The following is a 20,715-nucleotide window of genomic DNA, read 5'->3' as shown; positions in this document are numbered from 1 at the left end:
CGCAATCCACTAAGCGCTGCCCAGAAATTAGGCACATGTTCTCCCAATGACCGACACTCTTACTCCCCCCACGCTCAAGCCGGTACGCATCGGCGCATTCCAGATCGACGATCCGGTCATCTTGGCGCCCATGACGGGCGTCACAGACATGCCGTTCCGTACGCTGGTCAAACGGTACGGCTCGGGTCTTAACGTGACCGAGATGATCGCCAGCCCGGCGATGATCCGCGAGACGCGGCAAAGCCTGCAGAAGGCGGCGTGGGACGCGAGCGAAGAACCGGTATCGTTGCAGCTCGCCGGCTGCGCACCATCTGAAATGGCAGAGGCCGCGAAACTCAATGCCGACCGCGGTGCGGCCATCATCGACATCAACATGGGCTGCCCGGTGAAGAAGGTCGTGAACGGCGATGCGGGAAGCGCGCTGATGCGTGACCTGCCGCTCGCCGCGCGCCTGATCGAGGCGACCGTCAATGCCGTCGACGTGCCGGTGACCGTGAAGATGCGAATGGGCTGGGATCACCAGTCGCTCAATGCACCGGAACTCGCGCATATCGCGGAGGACTTGGGCGCGAAGCTCATTACAGTGCACGGGCGTACGCGGTGCCAGATGTACAAGGGCAGCGCCGACTGGTCGTTCGTGCGCCGGGTCAAGGAAGCGGTCTCCATACCGGTGATCGTCAACGGCGACATCTGCTCCATCGAGGATTGCCATGCGGCGCTCGAACAATCGGGCGCGGACGGCGTCATGATCGGGCGGGGCGCCTACGGAAAGCCGTGGCTGCTCGGTCAGGTCATTCACTGGCTGCGGACGGGCGAGCGGATCCCGACCCCGAGCTTCGACGAGCAATACGCCGTTCTGCGAGAGCATTACGCGTCCATGCTCGCTCACTACGGCACCGCGGTCGGCGTCAAGATCGCCCGTAAGCATATCGGCTGGTACACCAAGGGGATGCACGGTAGCGCGGATTTCCGGAACAAGGCGAACCTCATCGAAGATGCGGATCAGGTGCTCGGCGAGATCGAGCGTTTTTACGAGCCGTTCCTGCGGCGGCGCGCAGCGTGAGCGACCTGCCGGACGCGCGAACGCAGCTTTCCGGCCTTATTTTCGCCGTTCTCCTGCTCGACGAAGATCTCTGCGTCATCGAGGCGAACCCCTCTGCCGAAGACCTTTTCGGTAAGAGCGAAAAGCGCTTGCAGCGCCACAACATCGTCGACCTGCTCGACATCGGCGATCTCAGAATGTCGCGCGAACTACGGCGGGGCGATATGCGGCTCGTCGCGCGCGCAGTATCGGCCCGGATCGAGGGGCGCGAAGTGCTGCTCAACATAACCGTATCGCCGGTAGCGACCGAGCCGAACTGGCTCGTGATGACGCTATCCGAAATCGCGTCCAATCAGATGGGCGATTACGGAGAGAGCGCGGCCAAGCCTGCCGCGCCCAATATTCTTGCGCACGAGATCAAGAACCCACTCTCGGCCATTCGCGGAGCAGGGCAACTCCTGTCGCGCAAGCTGGCAGAAAACGAGCGCAGCCTGGCGAACCTCATCGTCAGCGAAGCCGACCGGATCGCCGACGTAATCGACCGGATGCAGCAGCTCGGCAGCACGTCGCGCGAAGCCTTGTCCGCCTGCAATCCGCACTCGGCGATCCGTAACGCTTTAAGGACAGTCAAGACTGCGCAGGACACGCTGGACGGTGAGCCGTTCATTTTCGTGGAGGAGTTCGATCCGTCGCTTCCTCCAGTGCTCGCTCAGCCGCAAGCGCTCGAACAGGTTCTCATCAACCTCTTTGCCAACGCCTGCGATGCCGGGCGGGCGGCGGGCGAACACTCCGTCAGCGTGCGCACCCGTTTTGTCAGCGGTTCGGTATTCAAGGCGATCCGTTTAGGCAAAGCAACGCATCTTCCGGTCGAAATCAGCATCGTTGATCGGGGCGCGGGGATCGACCGCGAGCTTGCAGAGCGGGTTTTCGAGCCCTTCGTATCGAGCAAACCGCACGGACAAGGCTTGGGTCTGGCGCTGGCCCGCAAGCTGATCGAGGACATGAACGGGCGTATCAGTCACGAGCGCCTCGACCGTACGGGCGAAACCGTTTTCCGGGTCTTTCTTCCCGTTGCGAAAGCGACAACGAATGCACAGGAAAGCGGCCGATGACGGCGCGCATCCTGCTGGTCGAGGACGACGAGGCGATCGCCCTCATCGTGAAGACCATGCTCGAAGACAGCGGCTATGCGGTCGCGCACACGGCATCGGTCGCTGGGCGCGACGCGCTGCTGAAGGACGAGACGTTCGCCGTCATGGTCACCGACATCAGGCTAACTGACGGCGACGGCCTTAGCGACATCGACCGCGTCCGCGGGATGCAGCCCGACCTTCCGATCATCGTCGTGTCGGCACAGAACTCGCTCGACACCGCTATTCGCGCCAGCGAGCACGGGGTGTTCGAATATTTTCCGAAGCCGTTTGATATCGACGAACTCGGCAAGGCGGTCGAGCAGGCTGCCCGTTCTCGCGGAACTTCGCCGAGTGTTTCGGAGAGCAGCGACGGCAATCTGCCGCTGATCGGACGCAGTGCGCCGATGCAGCAGGTGTACCGGATGATTACCCGCGTCCTGCGCAACGACCTGTCGGTCCTCATTACCGGAGAATCCGGCACGGGTAAGGAACTGGTCGCCGAAGCGATCCACCAGTTCGGCAACCGCAAGTCGGGCCCGTTCATCGCCGTCAACTGCGCGGCAATCCCGCACGATCTGATCGAAAGTGAGCTATTCGGACACGAGCGCGGAGCTTTTACCGGAGCAGTCGCGCAGGCGATCGGCAAGTTCGAGCAGGCGAATGGCGGCACGCTGTTCCTCGACGAGATCGGCGACATGCCCGCCGATGCACAGACCCGGCTATTGCGCGCGCTTCAATCGAGCCGCATCCGCCGCGTCGGCGGACGCCATGACGTCGCGGTCGATGCGCGTGTTATCGCCGCGACCAACCGCGATCTCGGATCGTTGATCGAGACCGGGCAGTTCCGCGAAGACCTGTTCTACCGGCTGAATGTAATTCCCATCCACCTCCCCGCCCTCAGGGAGCGGCGCGAGGATATCGGGACGCTCGCCAGACATTTCCTCAGTCTGGCCGAGAAGGAAGGCTTGCCGCGGCGCCAGATCGCTCCGGCGGCGGTCGAACTGCTCGAAGAAATGGAATGGCGCGGCAATGTGCGCGAACTCCGTAATCTCATGTTTCGGCTTGCGGTCACGGCGCGCGAGGACGTTGTCGACCAGGGCACGATCCGGGAACTTCGCGTTGCAAGTGCGCCATCACGAGCGAGCGATGCCGACAACGGGTTCGATACTCTCATTGCGCAATGGCTGCGCGACGCGAAGCCATCGGGCGGAAACATTCACCGCGACCTCCTGCGCGAGTTTGAAAAGCCGCTAATCGAACGTATTCTGGTCCAGACCGAAGGCAATCAGGTGCAGGCCGCCCGGCTACTCGGCATCAACCGCAATACGCTGCGTAAGAAGCTGAGCGAGCTAGCGATCGACGTCGGTCGGCTAGCCTCGGGACGCTAGTGTATTTCGGACTAAAGTGTCGACCATCGCTACTGAAGCGCCGTTGGTCGAGAGGTCGCCGCTCCGCGGCAGAAAATACTTGCATATTTGCAACACCCTTCGTGTAGTGATGCAACGATGACCGCCATACCTAGCAAGACAACACGGCGATCGCCCACCTGGCTGCGGCGTCTTGCGCTGTTCTCGCGGCAAGCCAACCTGTTCGTCATCATCGAGATCGCCTGTGCGGCGGCGTTCATCATAATGGCTGCGACCACTTACCTCACTTTCAAGAGCGCTCCGCCAGATGGACGGTTGCTTCCTTCCGGACAGGCGGCAGCCTTGCTGGTCGGCACGCTTATCCCAACCATGGCACTGTTCGTCCTCTGGGGCAGGCGAGCGGCGCTTCGCCGCGCGGCTGGCAGCACCGCCAGACTACACGTCAGGCTGGTGTTTCTGTTCTCGCTCATCGCTGCCGTTCCGACGCTGCTCGTCGCAGGCTTTGCAGCGCTGCTGTTCCAGTTCGGCGTGGATTTCTGGTTTTCCGACAATTCGCGCAACCTGATGAGCAATGTCGATAGTCTCGCGCAAGGGTATTACGAGCAGAACCAGCTCGACGTGGGGCAGGAAACCATCGCGATGGCGGGCGATATTCGTTTCTATCTCGAACGCGGTGCGATCACCGACGAGAGCTTTCCGAACGTCTACCAGTATCAGGCGCAAGCCCGCGACATCAGCGAAAGCGTGGTCGTGCAGGCGATGCCCGACGGCACGACGCGCGCGGCCGCGGTTTTCAACCTGCGCGAGGACAATTCGCCCGACCAGATGGTAGAAGCAGCATTGCCCTCACTGGTGGCAGGCAAGGCCGTTTCCATCTCGGGAAGTCCAACGCGTATCGAGGCGGTTGCGCCGATCGACCGGGACAGCGGCATTTACCTTTATAATGCGCGTAATTCCGAGGCGACGTCGTTCAACTACTGGCAGCGCGCGCAGACCATTTCCAACCGCTACGAGCAGTTGATCAGCCGAGCGCGAGCACTCCAACTCAGGTTCAGTCTGGCGCTGTTCGTAATCAGCCTCGCGCTTGTCGGGCTTGCCGTGTGGTTTGCACTGCGCTTCGCCGACCGTCAGGTAGAGCCGCTGACCGATCTGGTTGCGGCTGCGCGCCGTGTCGGCTCCGGCAATTTCTCGATGCGGGTCAGCGGGCGCACGAGCGGCGATGAGATCGGCCTGCTGAACCGGGCCTTCAACCGCATGACCGCGCAGCTGGAAAAACAGACCGATGCGCTCGTCAGTGCCAACCGGCAACTTGAGGAACGACGCCTGTTCATCGAGGCCGTGCTGGAATCGGTCAGCTCGGGTATCATTTCGATCGATGGCAATCGGCGCGTCCTGCTGATGAACAATTCGGCTCAGCTCATCATTCTTGATCGTCAGGGACCACTCGAAGCGGGGCTGGACCTTGCGGACATGTCACCAGAACTCGATGCCATGGTCGAGAACCGCACGAAGCAGGGACTGGTCAATTTCACGCGGCGGGGCGAACTGCTAACACTGGCCGTCAAGATCAGCGAAGAGGCGGACGGACACGTCATCACCTTCGAGGATATCACGCGGCAGCTGCTCGACCAGCGGCAGGCTGCATGGTCCGATGTCGCCCGCCGGATCGCGCATGAAATCAAGAATCCGCTCACTCCCATTCAACTGGCAACGGAGCGGTTGAAGCGCCGCTACCGCAAGCAGATCGAGACCGACGCCGATCTGTTCGACGAACTGACGAGCACGATCATCAGGCAGGTCGGCGATCTGCGCAAGATGGTCGACGAGTTCTCGTCTTTCGCACGTCTGCCGAAACCTGTCTTCCGCGGCGAGGATGCGATCGACCTCGTACGGCAGTCGCTCTTCCTGCAGGAAGTCGCGCATAGCGACATCGATTTCTCGTTCGAAACCGATGCACAGCAGCCGCTGCTAATCGAATGCGATCGGCACCAGATCGGCCAGGCGGTGACGAACATCCTCAAGAATGCAGTCGAAGCGATCGAGGGAAGGGCGAAGGAACAGGAGGACGGGTTCAGGGGAAAGATCGTCATGTCGCTCGAGGACCGCGACGATCTCATTGCCGTCGTGGTCGAGGACAACGGCATCGGCCTCCCGAAAGAGGTCGACCGCATCGTCGAACCCTATGTGACGACGCGGGAAAAGGGCACCGGCCTCGGGCTCGCGATCGTCAACAAGATCGTGGAGGAGCATGGCGGCACGATGAATTTCAGTGCGCGCGAAAGCCGCGGCTCACGGGTGGAACTGACCTTCGCCCGCTGCCCGGCGGAACGGGCGGTTCAGGCTGCCGAATGATATACAAGATAGAGGTATGAAAGCATGGCTTTGGACATTCTGATTGTCGACGACGAACGCGATATTCGCGAACTCGTCGCAGGCGTGCTTTCCGATGACGGCTACGAATGCCGGACGGCTGCCAACAGCACGGAAGCACTCGCGGCGCTCGATGAGAAGCGTCCGAGCCTGGTGCTGCTCGACGTATGGCTGCACGGCAGCGAGATGGACGGGCTGGAAGTGCTCGACGCTATCAAGCAGCGCGAGCCCGAACTGCCGGTGATCATCTTCTCGGGGCACGGCAATATCGAGACCGCCGTATCCGCAGTGAGCCGCGGCGCGGTCGATTTTCTGGAAAAACCGTTCGAAGCCGAGCGGTTGCTGCTGCTCATCGAGCGCGCAACGCAGACCGAGCGATTGCGCCGGGAAAACGTGGGTCTCCGGCAGGGGTTTTCGCGCGGCGAGGAATTTACCGGCAATTCGGTCGTTATTAACCAGGTCCGCGCGACCCTGAAACGGGTAGCGAGTACCGGCAGCCGCGTGCTCATCAGCGGGCCGGCCGGATCGGGCAAGGAAGTCGCCGCGCGCCTGCTCCATAGCTGGTCGGGCCGGGTCGACCACGCCTTCGTGATCGTCAATTCTGCGCGCATCACTCCGGAGCGGTTCGAGAAGGAACTGTTCGGGGAAGAAGCGGACGGAAAGCTCATCCGTCCGGGTCTGCTCGAACTGGCGGACGGCGGCACCCTCTACTTCGACGAGGTGGCGGACATGCCGCTTTCCACGCAGGCGCGCATACTGCGCGTACTGACCGACCAGAGTTTCGTGAGGGTCGGGGGCAACCGGCAGATCGGCGTAGACGTTCGCGTTGTCTCTTCGACCGCAAGAGACTTGCTGGCGGAAATGGAAGAGAAACGGTTTCGAGAGGACTTGTACTACCGCCTCAATGTCGTTCCGGTTGCCGTGCCTTCGCTAGCCGAGCGCCGCGACGATATTCCCGCGCTCGCCGAGCACTTCTTTACCCGCTATTCCGCGGAGCAAGGCATTCCGGCACCGGAAATCAGTGAAGAGGCGATGGCGGCACTTCAGGCATACGATTGGCCGGGGAACGTCCGCCAGTTACGCAACGTCGTCGAACGTACGGTCATCCTCACGCCCCGCGACGAGTTCTCCCAGGTGGAAGTCGACATGCTGCCAAGCGAAGTGACCGGCGGTAATCTCGGCGGGAGCGGCAATTTCTCTTCGATGATGGGTGCGCCCTTGCGCGAAGCACGCGAAAATTTCGAACGAGAGTACCTATCCGTGCAAATCCGCAGGTTTTCGGGAAACATTTCGAAGACGGCGGGATTTATAGGAATGGAACGTTCTGCCTTGCACCGTAAATTGAAACTGCTCGGAATGGCGGACCGCAAGAACGACGGCAGCGGAGAAGAGTAAACGCCATAGAATCGTTTGCTTATCTCGCAGTTGCAGCATAGAACTTAACGGGTCGGACACGCCAAGTCTTTGCGAAGCGCGTCTAGTTGCGGCAACTTCGATTGCCGCCAAAAATGGAGATTGTCATGGCCAAGGCTACATTGTCCGCTCGACCGATCGAAAAGAAGCCTGCGCCCGAGAAGAAGCAGGCCAGCGGCAAGCAAGGAAACTTGCAGGACGCATTTCTGAACCTGCTTCGCAAGAACAAGATCCCGCTGACCATGTTCCTCGTGAAGGGGGTGAAGCTTCAGGGGATCGTGACCTGGTTCGACAATTTCTCGATCCTACTGCGCCGTGACGGGCAGTCGCAGCTTGTTTACAAACATGCGATCTCGACCATCATGCCGTCGCAGCCGATCGATGCGGAGCAGTTCGATAGTCAGGGCAGCCGCGCGAAGCAGCGGTTGCTTCAGGACGTGTTTCTTTCGCGGGTCAGCGAAGCCGAGGCGGAAGTCACCATGTTTCTCGTGAACGGGGTCATGCTTCAGGGGCGTATCGCCGCGTACGACCTGTTCTGCATGCTCCTCGAGCGTGACGGTTACGTCCAGCTTGCGTACAAGCATGCCGTTTCGACGATCCAGCCTGCGGTGAACGTCGATCTCAGTGAAGATGGCGACGAGGACAACTCCTGAGTTTCGATGACGATCTTCTAGGCGAAGTCACCCGCGGTGCGCGGGGCATGGTCATATGCCCTGACGTTCGCGGGGAGCGCTACGATCTCGACGCAGCTTCGCGTCTGGCGGAAGCAGAAGGGCTTGCGCTCGCGATCGGCGTGGAGATCGCAGACACCGAGACTCTTGTTGTCAGAGAGATCAAGCCGAACACCTTCTTCGGTTCGGGACAGGTCGCGGATATCGCGACGCGCTGCGAACAGTCGGAGATCGAGCTGGTCATCGTCGACAGCGCGCTAAGTCCGATCCAGCAGCGCAATCTCGAAGAGACGCTGAAACGCAAGGTCATCGACCGTACCGGGCTGATACTCGAGATATTCGGAGAGCGTGCGCAAACCGCGGAAGGCCGCCTGCAGGTAGAACTGGCGCATCTCGACTACCAGCAGAGCCGGCTCGTACGCAGCTGGACTCACCTCGAACGCCAGCGCGGCGGCTACGGCTTTCTGGGCGGGCCGGGCGAAACCCAGATCGAGGCCGACCGGCGGCTAATCCGTACCCGCATGGCGCGGCTGCGCAAGGAGCTGGAGCAGGTTCGCAAAACCCGGGGCCTTCATCGCGAGCGGCGGGAACGCGCTCCGTGGCCGGTGGTCTCGCTGGTCGGCTACACGAACGCGGGGAAGTCGACGCTGTTCAACCGGCTGACTGGAGCCGAAGTCATGGCGGAAGACCTGCTTTTCGCCACGCTTGACCCCACGATGCGCGCGATTTCGCTGCCGGGCGTCGAAAAGGTAATCCTGTCCGATACGGTCGGCTTTATCTCCGACTTGCCGACGCAGCTCGTCGCTGCTTTCCGCGCGACTTTGGAGGAAGTTCTGTCGGCGGACGTGATTTGCCACGTGCGCGACATGGCGAACCCTTCAGCCGATGCGCAGAACACTCAGGTTCTCAGTGTTTTGCGCGATCTTGGCGTGATCGACGATAGCGAGGATCGGGACGGGGAAGGGCCGGCCATCGTCGAGGTCTGGAACAAGATCGATCAGTTGCCGCCAGACGAGCGTGGCGAACTTACCGATGCCGCCAGTGAGCGGGACGACGTTGCAGCGATTTCTGCGGTGACGGGGGAAGGGGTCGACAGTCTGCTAGACCTGCTAAGCGCCAAACTGACGGCGCAGGCGAAAAGCTACGACATCGAACTGCCCGCCACGGCAGGGCGCCGGATCGCTTGGCTGCATGCGCACGGGGAAGTTTTGTCGGAGGAGAACGTCAGCGACGGAGAAGGGACGCCCTGCGTCAAGATGACCGTGCGTTTGAACCCGAAAGAGTGGGGGCAATTCGAAACGCTTTAGAGAGCAGACGGTTTGCCGAGCGATGCTTTCGCTTCAAGCCAAAGCCGTTCTTGCTCGTCTAGATGCAGGTCAGCAAAGCGGCCTTCGGCAGCTTCCTCCATCGCGCGGTAACGGGTTTCAAATTTGCTGTTGGCGCGGCGTAGGGCCGCTTCGGGTTCCACGCCGTATTTGCGGACGAGATTGATCGCAGCGAAAAGCAGATCGCCGGCCTCGTCCTCGCGCTCGTCATCATTCTCAGCCGCAGCCAATTCTTCGATTTCTTCGAGTATCTTGGCTGACGGACCGTCACGATCGGGCCAGTCGAACCCGTCGCGTGCCGCGCGCTTTTGTATCTTGCCCGCCCGCATGGCAGCAGGCAGCGCCGCGGCGAGTCCGTCCATGACACTTTTGCTGCCTGCCGCTTCGCGCTCTGCCGCCTTCAACTCTTCCCACCGGGTCTCGGTCATCGCGCCGTCCTGACCGCCGAAAATGTGAGGGTGCCGCGCTTCCATCTTGTCAGCGATTGCCTCGGCGACATCTGCAAAACTGAAGGCGCCGAGCTCTTCCGCCATGCGGGCGTGGAAAACGACTTGCAGGAGCAGATCGCCGAGCTCTCCGCGAAGATCGCTCAGATTGTTGCGCTCGATGGCATCGAGAACTTCATAAGCTTCCTCGACCGTGTACGGCGCGATCGAGGCGAAATTCTGCGCACGGTCCCATTCGCAGCCATGCTCCGGGTCTCGAAGGGTAGCCATGATGGAAAGAAGGCGATCAATGCTCATAACGCAAAACTGATAATATGTATTATGTAAAGAATGCTAGTCTGCGATGAGACTGATGAACAGGACGACGATAGCGAAGATTGCCGCCCAACCGAGCGCCATGATCACACTCTTCTTGAGCGATAATCGGTGTGCACCCAATGCGCTGACTGCCAGGATCAGAAATCCGACCAGCGAAACCAGCGAGACGATGTTGTGTTCGTTCATACCTCCAGCCTCAAACCGTCGTACCCCACCTGAACGCCGTCCGGAACTTGCGCGCTGAGGTCCGCGTAATCCATGCTCTTGTCGAGATGTGTCAGAACGACCCGGTCGATCTTGCAGCGCTTTGCCAGTTCCAAGCTTAAATCGAGATGCGCGTGCGTCGGGTGCGGTTTGCGGCGAAGACAATCACAGACAAGCAGATCTACGTTAGCAAACACCGCCAACATCTCTTCGGTAATCTCTCCGAAGTCCGTTGCGTAACCTATTGTTTTCTGGCCATCATCGAGCACGTAGCCGGTACTGGTCATTCCGCCATGCGGCATTTCGCAGTGCCTAACCGAAAAGCCGGCGAGCAATCGCAGCTCGTCCAAGGTCTTAAGGTCCACGATGGTCGGATACCCGTATTGCCCAGCAAATACGTAATCGAAGCGCTTGCGCAGCCGCTTTGCGCATTCCGCACTCGCATAGCCCGGCAGAGGATTGCTTCTGTCGAAGCGCATGACCCTGAGATCATCGATCCCGTGACAGTGGTCGGCATGATCATGCGTCCACAGGACGGCATCGATCCGGTCGATCTGGTTCGCGAGCAACTGGTGCCGGAGATCGGGTGAAGTGTCGACAAGGACACGCTGCCCGCTGTCGCTCTCAACTATGATCGAGACCCGACTGCGCCGATTGCGCGGATTGAACGGATCGCACAGACCCCAGTCGCCGCCGACCCGTGGAACCCCGGTGGAGGTTCCCGATCCGAGCATGATGAGTTTCAAGCCGCGGCCTTGCTGAATAGCGAGAAGAAATTGCTCGTCGTGTAATCCGTCAATGCATCGACCGGTTCGCCGCGCAAATCCGCGAGGAACGCCGCCGTATGCGCAACGTAAGCAGGCTCACACGTCTTGCCGCGCTTCGGCACGGGCGCAAGGAAAGGGCTGTCCGTTTCGATCAGCAGCCTATCCTTCGGAATCGTCTTCGCTACCGCTTGCAAGTCCTTGGCGTTCTTGAAAGTTACGATGCCCGAAATTGAGATCGACAGGCCCAGCCGGAGCACTTCGTCACCAAAACCCTGCGATGCGGTGAAACAATGGATCAACGCGGGAAAGACGCCCTTACCCATTTCGTCATCAAGAATCTCGAGCGTATCTTCCTCGGCGTCGCGCGCATGGATAATAACCGGTAAAGACAGTTTGCGCGCGACCGAGATATGCCGGCGGAACAGCTCCTTCTGTGCTTCGCGGTCGGAATGCTCGTAATAATAATCGAGCCCGGTTTCCCCGATCCCGATCACGTGCGTTTGGCTGGCCGCATCGTACAGCGCGTCCTCGGTCAGGTCGGTATGCGCATCGGCCTCGTGCGGGTGAATGCCGACACTCGCCCAGACATCGCGTTCCCGTGAGGCGGTCGCGGTAACGTCGGTCCACTCGCTACGCTTGGTGGAGATATTCAGGAAGCCGCGGACGCCCGCTTCGCGCGCACGGTCAAGGACGTCAGCCTGCTGTTCGACGATCCCCTTGTATTGAAGGTGACAATGGCTGTCGATCATGCCGCCGCTTCTTCCTCAGGTTGCTCAAGGCGCGGGAATACCCCTTCCGGCTTTTCGAGAACAATCCCTTCGGACGCTGCCGCAGCTAGCCAGTCGGTGGCAACATTGGCGTAGAGCCGCGCGTCCGCTGCGACCTTCATTTGGTCCAGCATCCGATCGCACGATGACGGTACGACCGGACGCAAAGCGATTGCAAGGCGGCGCACCTGATCGAGCAACGTCATCAGCACCGCTACCATCCGCGCCGGATCGGTCTTCTTGAGCGACCAGGGAGCTTGCTCGTCGACATATTGGTTGCATGCGAAAACCGCCCGCATCCAAGCCTCCAGCCCTTCGCTGAAAGAAAGAGCGGCGAATTTTTCCTGCAGCGTATCGATAGACAAACAGACCTCGTCCATCAGTGTCCGGTCCGCTTCGGACGGTTCGGAAACGGGCTGAACCTTACCGTCCATGTTCTTGAAAATCATTGACAGAGTTCTCTGCGCCAGATTGCCGAACCCGTTCGCAAGCTCGGCGTTTACGCGGGTCACGATCGCTTCGGCCGAATAGCTGCCGTCCTGGCCGAAATGCACTTCACGCAGGAGGAAATAGCGCAGCGCATCCACACCGAACCGGTCCGCCAGTTCAAGGGGATCGGTGACGTTGCCGAGCGACTTGGACTCCTTTTGCCCGCGGTTCAGTACGAAGCCATGCCCGAAAACCTGTTTGGGCAGCGGCAGGCCAGCACTCATCAGGAACGCCGGCCAGTAAACCGCGTGAAAGCGAACTATGTCCTTGCCGATCAAATGCAGGTCGGCAGGCCAGAACTTCGCCATGTTCTCCGTTTCGTCCGGATAGCCGAGCCCTGTCAGGTAATTCGTCAGCGCGTCGACCCAGACGTACATCACGTGATCGTCGCTACCGGGTACGGGCACGCCCCAGTCGAAGCTTGTCCGGCTGATCGAAAGATCGCGCAGACCGCCCGATACGAAGGCACGCATCTCGTTCCGCCGGCTATCCGGCTTCAGGAAAGACGGATTGGTATCGTAAAGTTCGAGCAGCGCCTGTCCGTAGTTCGACAGGCGGAAGAACCAGCTTTCCTCGACCGTCCATTCGACAGGTGTACCTTGCGGGGAAAGCTTCTCGCCCCCCTCACCTTCGGCCAGTTCGCTTTCGTCGTAAAAAGCCTCGTCCCGGACCGAGTACCAACCTTCGTACCGATCAAGATACAGATCGCCCTTCGCTTCCATTGCCTGCCACAGCGCTTGGCTGGCACGGTGGTGGTCTTCTTCAACGGTTCGAATGAAACGGTCGTACTTTACGTCAAGTGCGTCGCACATCGTTCTGAAGCGATGAGACATTTCGTCGGCGAGCTCGCGAGCGGTCTTGCCTTGCTCCTCCGCCTTTCGTGCCATCTTCAGGCCGTGCTCGTCGGTCCCGGTCTGGAATCGCACCTCTCTGCCCTGCGCGCGCTGGAACCGCGCGATGACATCCGCAGCAATCGCTTCATAGGCATGGCCGATATGAGGCGGACCGTTCGGGTAACTGATCGCCGTCGTGACGTAGTAGGGTGAGGTTGGCTCAGGCATAGGAGCGCTTGGTAGATGCCGCAGTCCGGGCGAGCAAGGTTCCGATTTGCATAACGAGCAGACCGGCATCGTAGTTGTAAGTCGCCAGTTCGTTTTCGAGCTGCGTCAGTTCCTCATGAGCTTGCGCTCCGGCATCGGCGCCCCGCCCGCCGGAGGCGATGATGCCGTCCGCCAGCGTGCGGCGCGCGACTTCGAGAGCCGCCTGAAGTTTCGCACGATCGGGACGACTGCCGAGGATGCCGGCGAGCTTTGCATGAAGAGCAAAACTCTCGTCGCCACTCCCAGCTATGTCGCGCATCACCGCAGCCGCCTTGGCGAGGTCGAGCGCGAGAAAGCTTATCGCAAAACCGGGCGACCCACCGGCAGCGGCAATCGCCTCGCTGATCGCACCTTCGTCCTCTTGGGGACACTCGCGGCGCAGCAGGGCAGCCAGCTGCTCATTGCCTAGCGGCGGAAACCGCAGGGTCCGGCAGCGCGAGCGGATCGTGGGCAGCAGCCGCGCGGGATGATGCGATATGAGGATGAAGGTACAGCCCCGCGGCGGCTCTTCCAGGCTTTTAAGCAGTGCATTGGAGGCGTTGCGTTCCATGTCATCGGCAGGATCGATAATGACCACCCGCCTGTCGCCGAGCGTCGGTCGCTTCGTCAGCGCAACCTGCATCGTGCGGATTTGCTGGATCGCGATATTGCGCTTCAATTCGTAGGGTTTGCCTTCCGCGCGCTTCTTGTCTTCCTTGTCGTCCTTCGGCAGGTGGGTAAGCACGATGATGTCCGGATGATCGGCTGCAGGACGGTCCGTTTCGAGCAGGCGCTGCGCTGCCGCCTCGGCAAAGTGCATCTTTCCCACCCCACGCCGGCCCGTGAGTAGCCACGCGTGGTGCATCCGGTCCGAGGTCGTGGCGCTGTTCCATGCCTTCCACGCGGCTTCATGCCCGACCAGCATCAGTGCGTGCCTTTCGTAAGGGGCGCGACCGCGGCGACGATGCGATCATGAACCTCGTCCGGAGAACCGCTTCCGTCGATAGTTCGAAACCGCTCGGGGTCTCGCTGCGTGATCGCCTTGAAGCCCGCCGCCACCCCGGCGTGGTAGGCATCGTCCCGTCCGCCGATCGCATCAGCCTTGCCCCTGTCTCTCGCGGTAGCGCGGCTTGCAGCGCTCGCGGCGTCAACTTCGAGAAGCAGCGTCAGATCGGGAAGCAGTCCGGCGGATCCGAACTCGTGAAGCTGGTTTATCGCCTCGTCACCCAGTTTTCCGGCGTAGCCCTGATAGGCGCGGCTCGAATCGACGAAGCGGTCGCACACGACCCAGGTCCCTCGTTCTAACGCCGGCAGGATGAGCTGGCCGACATGGTCCGAGCGGGCTGCTGCAAACAGTAGCGCTTCCGCCTCCGGCAACCAGCTGCCTTCGGGCGGATCGAGTAAGAGCGAACGGATGGCCTCGGCACGCGGTGTTCCGCCCGGTTCGCGGGTCAGGATTACCTCTTTGCCGTTCCGGTCGAGCCACGCAGCGAGCATCTTCGCCTGCGTCGATTTGCCGCAGCCCTCTCCGCCCTCGAACGCGATGAATTTGCCGCGGGTCAGTCCACCCACGACAGAAACCCGTTGCGGATACGCTGCGCGACGTTCGCCTCGGCCACGTCCTGCGCGGCGACGAGGGGAATGCGCGCGTCACCCGTACCGGTCGAAGTGATGACAAGCTCCGCAACCGGTTCGCCTGCTTTGATCGGTGCGACCGCGGGTCCTTCGAAGCGCAGGGTCATCTCCGGCTCCGCGTTCCAGTCCTTCAGTACGCTTACCGCGACGCCGTCTTCGGCTATTAGGGGTAGATCGCGCAGGCTTCCGTTCTGGACCGGAATGGTGGTGACCGTCTCGCCGCGTGCGAACAGGCGCCGGACGTCGAAATTCGTAAAGCCCCACTCGATGAGATCACGGGCCGCCTCGTTGCGTACCCATCCCCGGTCGCTTCCTGCAACCACCATCACGAGCCGTCTGCCGTTCCGCATCGCCGAACCTAGGAAGCCGTATCCCGCCTGGTTGGTAAAGCCGGTCTTGATACCGTCTGCCCCGAACAGGCGCCCGGTAATCGGATCGTGATTGTTCTGAGTGATGCCGCCGTAGCGCATCTGCCGCTTGCCGTAGTAGCGTTGATAGTGATGCGGATAGTCGCGGATAAGACGCGTGCCGAGCGTCACGAGGTCATGGGCGGTGGTGAAGGTGCGGCCTTCGTCAGGAAAGCCGTTCGGCGATCCGAAGTGGCTGTCCTCCATCCCGATCCTTTGTGCAGCGGCGTTCATTTCGTTGAGCCATTTAGGCAGGGACCCCGCCGCGCCTTCCGCCAATACGACCGATCCGTCGTTGGCCGAGACCGTCGTGATGCCGTGCAGCAGCTGGTTTACGGTCGGCTTGTCGTCGTGCGCTAGGAACATGGTCGAGCCGACGCGGTTCCACTTCTTGAATGTCTCGGGACGAACGGAAAACCGCTGTCTCGGGTCTAGCTCGCCTTCCTGCATTTTGCCGAACGCGACGAACGTCGTCATGACCTTGGTGATCGATGCGGGCGCGAACCGCCGGTCGACTTCCCGCGAGAACAGCGTCTGGCGGCTGTTCATGTCGTAAAGCATTGCAATCGGGGCGGCTTCCGCTGCCGGAGGTTCGGGAAGTTGCGTCTCGGCGTCCTGCTGTGCGGTAGCCTGGATTGCCGCTGAAAGCAGCACTCCGGCAAGACCGAAGCGCAAACGAGCCTTGCGAACCTGTTTCACGAATATGCTTTCCCGTCCCGCTTTGTTCACGGAGCGATGGCGTCGGCGAGTAGGCCTACGCTCATGGCGTAGTAATTGGAGCAGTTGTATTCGAGAATGACGCGGTAATTGCCGGTCAGCAGATAGGCGGGCGTTCCCGCGCCGTCGGGCTGGAACAGGAACGCCATGACGTCCTCTCCGATCGGTTGCAGCGGGCGGACACCGAGCGCGCGCCATTCTGCGACGGTCTTGAACTCGGAATGCCGTTGGTGAACGCGCGGACAAACCGGGGCGGCAATTTCGCTCGCCATGCTGTCGATGTCGAGGCCCGCCGGAACCGCGGCGCGGACGCCCCAAGGCTGGCCGGTGCGCCATCCGGCATCGCGGAAGTAGTTTGCGATCGACGCAAGCGTGTCCGCCTTGCTGTTGTAGAGGTCGGCGCGGCCATCGCCGTCACCATCCTTCGCTAACCGCAGATAGACGCTGGGGAGGAACTGTGGATTGCCAAAGGCGCCCGCCCAGCTGCCCTGCAACTGCGACTTCGGAAAACCGCGGTCGGCGATCTTGAGCAGCGAGACGAACTCGTTTGCGAAAAGTTCGCGCCGGCGGCCCTCCCAAGCCAGAGTGGCCAGTGCCTGCGCCAGATCGAAACCACCGGTCACATTGCCGTAAGCCGTTTCGTGCCCCCAGATCGCCGTAAGGATCTGGCCCGGTACGCCGTATTCGGCCTCGATCCTGCGGATAATCGGCTGCGAGGACCGGTAGACATCGCGGCCGCCTGAGATGCGGGCACTGTCGACATGGCGGTCGATATAGTTCTGTACCGATGGAAAGACGCCGGGGCGCGAAGGCGAACCGGGCTGCGCCTGATCGAGTTCGATCACCCGCTGGCTGGGCGCAAGCCCGTCCGTCATCAAAGCGATAGTCTGCTCGCTAACCCCTTCGGCGCGGGCCTGAGCCTTCAGAACTTGCAGGTAGGCGTCGAACGACAGGTCCTGCGCAGAGGCGCCGACCGGCGCGGTGACTAGCAGAACGGCGAGGAAGCTTTTCAGGAATTTCGGCATGGTTCTCAAATGTCAGATCGCCTCTGAACCGCAAGTGATTTTTGTGCCGTCGATCTTACCCCCGTGACAAACCGCGCCAGCTTCCCTAGCGCAGCGAGCGCGCGGACAGGTGGCAGAGCGGTTGAATGCACCGGTCTTGAAAACCGGCAAGGGTGCAAGCCCTTCGTGGGTTCGAATCCCACCCTGTCCGCCACCTTTCCCAGCGATGGTCAGCTCGGCTGCTTCTCCGCCGATTTCTCCGCTTCGCGCTTCTTGTTCTTTTGCACGAGCGATGCATCTTCGCGCTCATCCTCGGGGTAGTCTTCCGCATCGACCGAAGACTCATTGTTCAACCCATCTTCGTAACCGGGAAGACCGGCAGTACGATCGGCTTCCAAAGCATCGCGTCCGCCCTGCGGCTGATCGCTAATTTCGTATTCCATGGCGTCTCTCCTATAATAGGGTTAACGCCCTGAAGCCTTGGCGGTTTCCCGCGTTTGCGACGAGCGGATGGCGGACAGCGCCATACCGCTCGCCCGTTTCAGATGTGCAACGCCTTTCCGTAACTCGCGAGCACGCTTTCGTGCATCGATTCGGAGATCGTCGGATGCGGGAACACGGTCTGCATCAGTTCGGCTTCGGTCGTCTCGAGTGTCTTGCCGATGACGTAGCCCTGGATCATCTCGGTCACTTCAGCGCCAACCATATGCGCGCCGAGAAGCTCGCCGGTCTTCGCGTCGAACACTGTCTTGGTGAAACCTTCCGCTTCGCCGAGCGCAATCGCCTTGCCGTTGCCGATGAAGGGGAAGATGCCGGTCTTTATCTCGTAGCCCGCTTCCTTCGCCTTAGCTTCCGTAAGGCCGACGCTCGCGATCTGCGGGTGACAGTAGGTACAGCCCGGAATGGCGTCGCGGTTAAGCGGATGCGGGTGGACGTTCTTGTTGCCGAGTTCCTGCGCGATCGCTTCGGCGGTCGTCACGCCCTCGTGGCTGGCCTTGTGCGCCAGCCACGGTCCCGGCGTGCAGTCGCCGATCGCCCACAGCCCCTTGGACTTGGTCCGGCCGTAATCGTCCACTTGGATAAAGCCGCGGTCCATTTCGGTCAGCTTGTCCGCACCGATGTTCTCCGTATTGGGGACGATGCCGATGGCGACGATGCAGTGCGTGAACTCCTGTTCGGTGACCTTGCCGTCCTTGCCCTTGATCTTGGCCTTCACACCGCTTGCGTCCGTCTTGATGTCCTCGACACCCGCGCCGGTCATGATCGTCATGCCCTGCTTCGTCAGGTTCTTCTCGAGGAAAACGGAGACATCCTTGTCCTCCACCGGCACGATCCGGTCGAGCATTTCCACCACGGTCACTTCCGCGCCCATGTCGTTGTAGAAGCTGGCGAACTCGATACCGATCGCGCCGCTACCGATGACGAGCAGCTTCTTCGGCATTTCCTTCGGCGTCATCGCGTGGCGGTAGGTCCAAATGCGCTCGCCGTCAGCCTTTCCGAACGGCAGGTCGCGGGCGCGCGCGCCGGTGGCGACGATGATGTGCTTGGCGGTGAGCTTTTCCTCGCCCGACTCACCTTTCACGGTCAGCGAGGTCGGGCCGGTCAGCGTGCCCTCGCCCATATGCACCGTGATTTTGTTCTTCTTCATCAGATGCGTAACGCCCTGATTGAGCTGCTTCGCAACGCCGCGGCTACGCTTTACCACCGCGTCCAAGTCGGCCTCGATCGTGCCCGCGATCTTCAGTCCGTAGTCTTTCGCGTGCTGCGCATAATGCAGGATCTCCGCCGAGCGCAGCAGCGCCTTGGTCGGGATACAGCCCCAATTGAGACAGATGCCGCCTAGCAGTTCGCGCTCGACGATGGCAGTCTTCAGTCCGAGCTGCGAAGCGCGGATCGCGGCTACGTAGCCGCCGGGTCCGGAGCCGAGAACGATGACGTCGTAACTTGCTGACATTACGGGATTACCTTTCGGATAGTCCTACAGGATGGAACACAAGGAACACGGTCCAAAGAGAAGAAAGAAGGCGCGCGCGCAGGCCGCGCTGAAAGCGTAATTCGGAGCGAAAGAATGGAGCCAGGTCATTCAGTCCGGATGGCACAGACCGTCCGCAGTAGGACAATGCTTTACGCCACCAGGCCGAGCGGTGCCTCGACTAGTTCCTTGAACACTTTCATCAGTTCTGCGCCGTCAGCGCCGTCGATGGCGCGGTGGTCGAAACTGCCGGTCGCGCTCATCACGGTCGCGACGTCGAGCGCGCCGTCGACCACGTAGGGCCGCTTCTCGCCTGCACCCACCGCCAGGATCATGCCCTGCGGCGGGTTGATGACGGCATCGAACTGCTTGATGCCGAACATGCCGAGGTTCGAGAGGCTGGCCGTGCCGCCCTGATATTCGTGCGGTTGCAGCTTGCCGTCGCGTGCCTTGCCCGCCAGTTCCTTCATCTCGGTCGAGATGCTGGAAATGGCCTTGTTGCCTGCATCGACGATGATCGGCGTGATGAGACCGCTGGGTGCCGCGACCGCGACCGATACGTCGGCACGCGAGAACTTGCGCAGTTCCTCGCCCGCGAAGCTGACGTTACACTTCGGCACGGCGATTAGCGCCTTGGCCAGTGCCTTGATGAGGAGGTCGTTGACCGACAGCTTGACGCCTTGCGCTTCGAGCGCCGCATTAAGTTCGCTGCGCAGCTTCAAGAGCGGATCGAGCCGCACGTCCACGGTGAGGTAGATATGCGGGATCGTCTGCTTCGCTTCGGTCAGGCGGCGCGCGATCGTCTTGCGGACATTGTTCAGCTTTTCCGCCTCATACGGAATGCCGAAGTCGGGCACCTTCGCCGCGCTGGCCGTCGGAGCGGGCGTGTGCTCGGGCACTTCGGCTTCCGCTTCGGGCGTTGCCGTCTTGGTTGCGCTGGCCTTGCCCGGCTCTGCACCTTCCACATCGGCTTTCACGATCCGGCCGTTGGGGCCGCTGCCCTCGACGGCCGCGAGATCGACGCCCTTCTGTTCCGCGATCCGGCGAGCGAGCGGCGAAGCAATGATCCGTTCGCCATCGGCCTTCGGTGCGGGTCCGGCGGAAGTCTCCGGTTTCGCGGACGGTTCGGGGCTAGCCTGCGGGTCGGCGCTGGCACGCGGCTGCGCCTTCGCGGGTTCGTCCGAGACCCCGTCGGCCTTTGCCGAGTTTTCGCTTGTCGTATCGCCCTTGCCAGAAGTGCTATCCGAAGAACTGCCTCCAGATTTGGCCGCCTCCTCGACATCCTCGCCCTCTTCGGCGAGCACCGCGATCACATCGCCGACCTTGACGTTCTCGGTGCCTTCCTCGACCTCGATCGCGGCGATCGTACCCTCGTCCACCGCCTCGAATTCCATCGTCGCCTTGTCGGTCTCTATCTCCGCCATGATGTCGCCGGATTCGACCTTGTCGCCGACTTTCACGAGCCATTTGGCAAGCGTCCCCTCCTCCATGGTGGGCGAGAGGGCGGGCATCTTGATGGCGATCGGCATGTCTGGCGTCGTATCCCTTACCTTACGGAAACTGCGAGGCTTCTCTGGCGAAAATGCCGC

19 protein-coding genes and 1 tRNA gene are annotated in these 20,715 nt (G+C 61.2%); 8 read left to right on the top strand and 12 right to left on the bottom strand.

Going from position 1 to position 20,715, the window contains the following annotated elements; genetic code table 11:
- The first annotated feature begins 46 nt into the window (after positions 1-46).
- From dusB to hflX, 7 genes are all read left to right on the top strand, one after another.
- On the top strand, positions 47-1,063 hold the full coding sequence (dusB, locus tag HUV48_RS02230; protein WP_176266130.1) for a tRNA dihydrouridine synthase DusB: 1,017 nt from the start codon (positions 47-49) through the stop codon (positions 1,061-1,063).
- A complete protein-coding gene (locus tag HUV48_RS02225; protein ID WP_176266129.1) occupies positions 1,060-2,154 on the top strand; it encodes a two-component system sensor histidine kinase NtrB in 1,095 nt (364 codons plus the stop codon). The genes dusB and HUV48_RS02225 overlap by 4 nt, the downstream gene beginning before the upstream one ends.
- Entirely contained in the window at positions 2,151-3,563 is a 1,413-nt protein-coding gene (locus HUV48_RS02220) for a sigma 54-interacting transcriptional regulator (protein ID WP_176266128.1), read from the top strand. The genes HUV48_RS02225 and HUV48_RS02220 overlap by 4 nt, the downstream gene beginning before the upstream one ends.
- 117 nt (positions 3,564-3,680) lie before the next feature.
- Complete coding sequence (locus HUV48_RS02215; RefSeq protein WP_176266127.1) at positions 3,681-5,894, top strand: sensor histidine kinase; 2,214 nt, start codon at positions 3,681-3,683, stop codon at positions 5,892-5,894.
- A gap of 24 nt (positions 5,895-5,918) precedes the next feature.
- Positions 5,919-7,307: a nitrogen assimilation response regulator NtrX gene (gene ntrX / locus HUV48_RS02210; protein ID WP_176266126.1), complete on the top strand. Its 1,389-nt coding sequence runs from the start codon at positions 5,919-5,921 to the stop codon at positions 7,305-7,307.
- A 125-nt stretch (positions 7,308-7,432) separates the two neighbouring features.
- Positions 7,433-7,978: an RNA chaperone Hfq gene (hfq, locus tag HUV48_RS02205; protein WP_176266125.1), complete on the top strand. Its 546-nt coding sequence runs from the start codon at positions 7,433-7,435 to the stop codon at positions 7,976-7,978.
- A gap of 47 nt (positions 7,979-8,025) precedes the next feature.
- A complete protein-coding gene (gene hflX, locus HUV48_RS02200) occupies positions 8,026-9,303 on the top strand; it encodes a GTPase HflX (protein ID WP_176266124.1) in 1,278 nt (425 codons plus the stop codon).
- Here hflX and mazG read toward each other — a convergent pair.
- Genes mazG through HUV48_RS02155 form a run of 9 tightly spaced genes read right to left on the bottom strand, consistent with a single transcriptional unit; the run spans position 9,300 to position 17,175 of the window.
- A complete protein-coding gene (gene mazG, locus HUV48_RS02195) occupies positions 9,300-10,064 on the bottom strand; it encodes a nucleoside triphosphate pyrophosphohydrolase (RefSeq protein WP_176266123.1) in 765 nt (254 codons plus the stop codon). The two genes, hflX and mazG, sit on opposite strands and share 4 nt — an antisense overlap.
- Before the next feature lie 36 nt (positions 10,065-10,100).
- On the bottom strand, positions 10,101-10,271 hold the full coding sequence (locus HUV48_RS02190; RefSeq protein ID WP_176266122.1) for a hypothetical protein: 171 nt from the start codon (positions 10,269-10,271) through the stop codon (positions 10,101-10,103).
- Complete coding sequence (locus HUV48_RS02185) at positions 10,268-11,035, bottom strand: MBL fold metallo-hydrolase (protein WP_176266121.1); 768 nt, start codon at positions 11,033-11,035, stop codon at positions 10,268-10,270. Before HUV48_RS02185 ends, HUV48_RS02190 begins: the two co-directional genes overlap by 4 nt.
- Complete coding sequence (locus HUV48_RS02180; RefSeq protein ID WP_176266120.1) at positions 11,032-11,805, bottom strand: TatD family hydrolase; 774 nt, start codon at positions 11,803-11,805, stop codon at positions 11,032-11,034. Before HUV48_RS02180 ends, HUV48_RS02185 begins: the two co-directional genes overlap by 4 nt.
- Positions 11,802-13,373: a methionine--tRNA ligase gene (gene metG / locus HUV48_RS02175; protein ID WP_176266119.1), complete on the bottom strand. Its 1,572-nt coding sequence runs from the start codon at positions 13,371-13,373 to the stop codon at positions 11,802-11,804. Before metG ends, HUV48_RS02180 begins: the two co-directional genes overlap by 4 nt.
- A complete protein-coding gene (locus tag HUV48_RS02170; protein WP_176266118.1) occupies positions 13,366-14,316 on the bottom strand; it encodes a DNA polymerase III subunit delta' in 951 nt (316 codons plus the stop codon). Before HUV48_RS02170 ends, metG begins: the two co-directional genes overlap by 8 nt.
- The gene (gene tmk, locus HUV48_RS02165; protein WP_176266671.1) at positions 14,316-14,954 is read right to left on the bottom strand and encodes a dTMP kinase; all 639 of its coding nucleotides are present in this window, start codon (positions 14,952-14,954) and stop codon (positions 14,316-14,318) included. Before tmk ends, HUV48_RS02170 begins: the two co-directional genes overlap by 1 nt.
- A complete protein-coding gene (locus HUV48_RS02160; protein ID WP_318656034.1) occupies positions 14,951-16,132 on the bottom strand; it encodes a D-alanyl-D-alanine carboxypeptidase family protein in 1,182 nt (393 codons plus the stop codon). Before HUV48_RS02160 ends, tmk begins: the two co-directional genes overlap by 4 nt.
- Positions 16,133-16,158: 26 nt before the next feature.
- Positions 16,159-17,175, bottom strand: coding sequence for a lytic murein transglycosylase (locus HUV48_RS02155; protein WP_176266117.1), 1,017 nt, complete (start codon positions 17,173-17,175; stop codon positions 16,159-16,161).
- Positions 17,176-17,278: 103 nt separating this feature from the next.
- On the opposite strand from HUV48_RS02155, the gene HUV48_RS02150 reads away from it, so the two are divergent.
- A tRNA-Ser gene (locus tag HUV48_RS02150) sits at positions 17,279-17,368 on the top strand.
- 16 nt (positions 17,369-17,384) lie between these two features.
- Here the strand turns inward: HUV48_RS02150 and HUV48_RS02145 are convergent.
- From HUV48_RS02145 to HUV48_RS02135, 3 genes are all read right to left on the bottom strand, one after another.
- The gene (locus tag HUV48_RS02145; protein ID WP_176266116.1) at positions 17,385-17,597 is read right to left on the bottom strand and encodes a hypothetical protein; all 213 of its coding nucleotides are present in this window, start codon (positions 17,595-17,597) and stop codon (positions 17,385-17,387) included.
- 98 nt (positions 17,598-17,695) lie between these two features.
- Positions 17,696-19,108, bottom strand: a complete 1,413-nt coding sequence (lpdA, locus tag HUV48_RS02140) for a dihydrolipoyl dehydrogenase (RefSeq protein WP_176266115.1) — start codon at positions 19,106-19,108, stop codon at positions 17,696-17,698.
- A gap of 170 nt (positions 19,109-19,278) precedes the next feature.
- Positions 19,279-20,655 (bottom strand): pyruvate dehydrogenase complex dihydrolipoamide acetyltransferase, encoded by a 1,377-nt coding sequence (locus tag HUV48_RS02135; protein WP_176266114.1) that lies wholly within the window; start codon positions 20,653-20,655, stop codon positions 19,279-19,281.
- Positions 20,656-20,715: the final 60 nt, after the last annotated feature.

This window comes from Qipengyuania atrilutea, assembly GCF_013370205.1.
Taxonomy (GTDB): Bacteria; Pseudomonadota; Alphaproteobacteria; order Sphingomonadales; family Sphingomonadaceae; genus Actirhodobacter; species Actirhodobacter atriluteus.
This window is presented reverse-complemented; position numbering and strand designations above follow the sequence as displayed.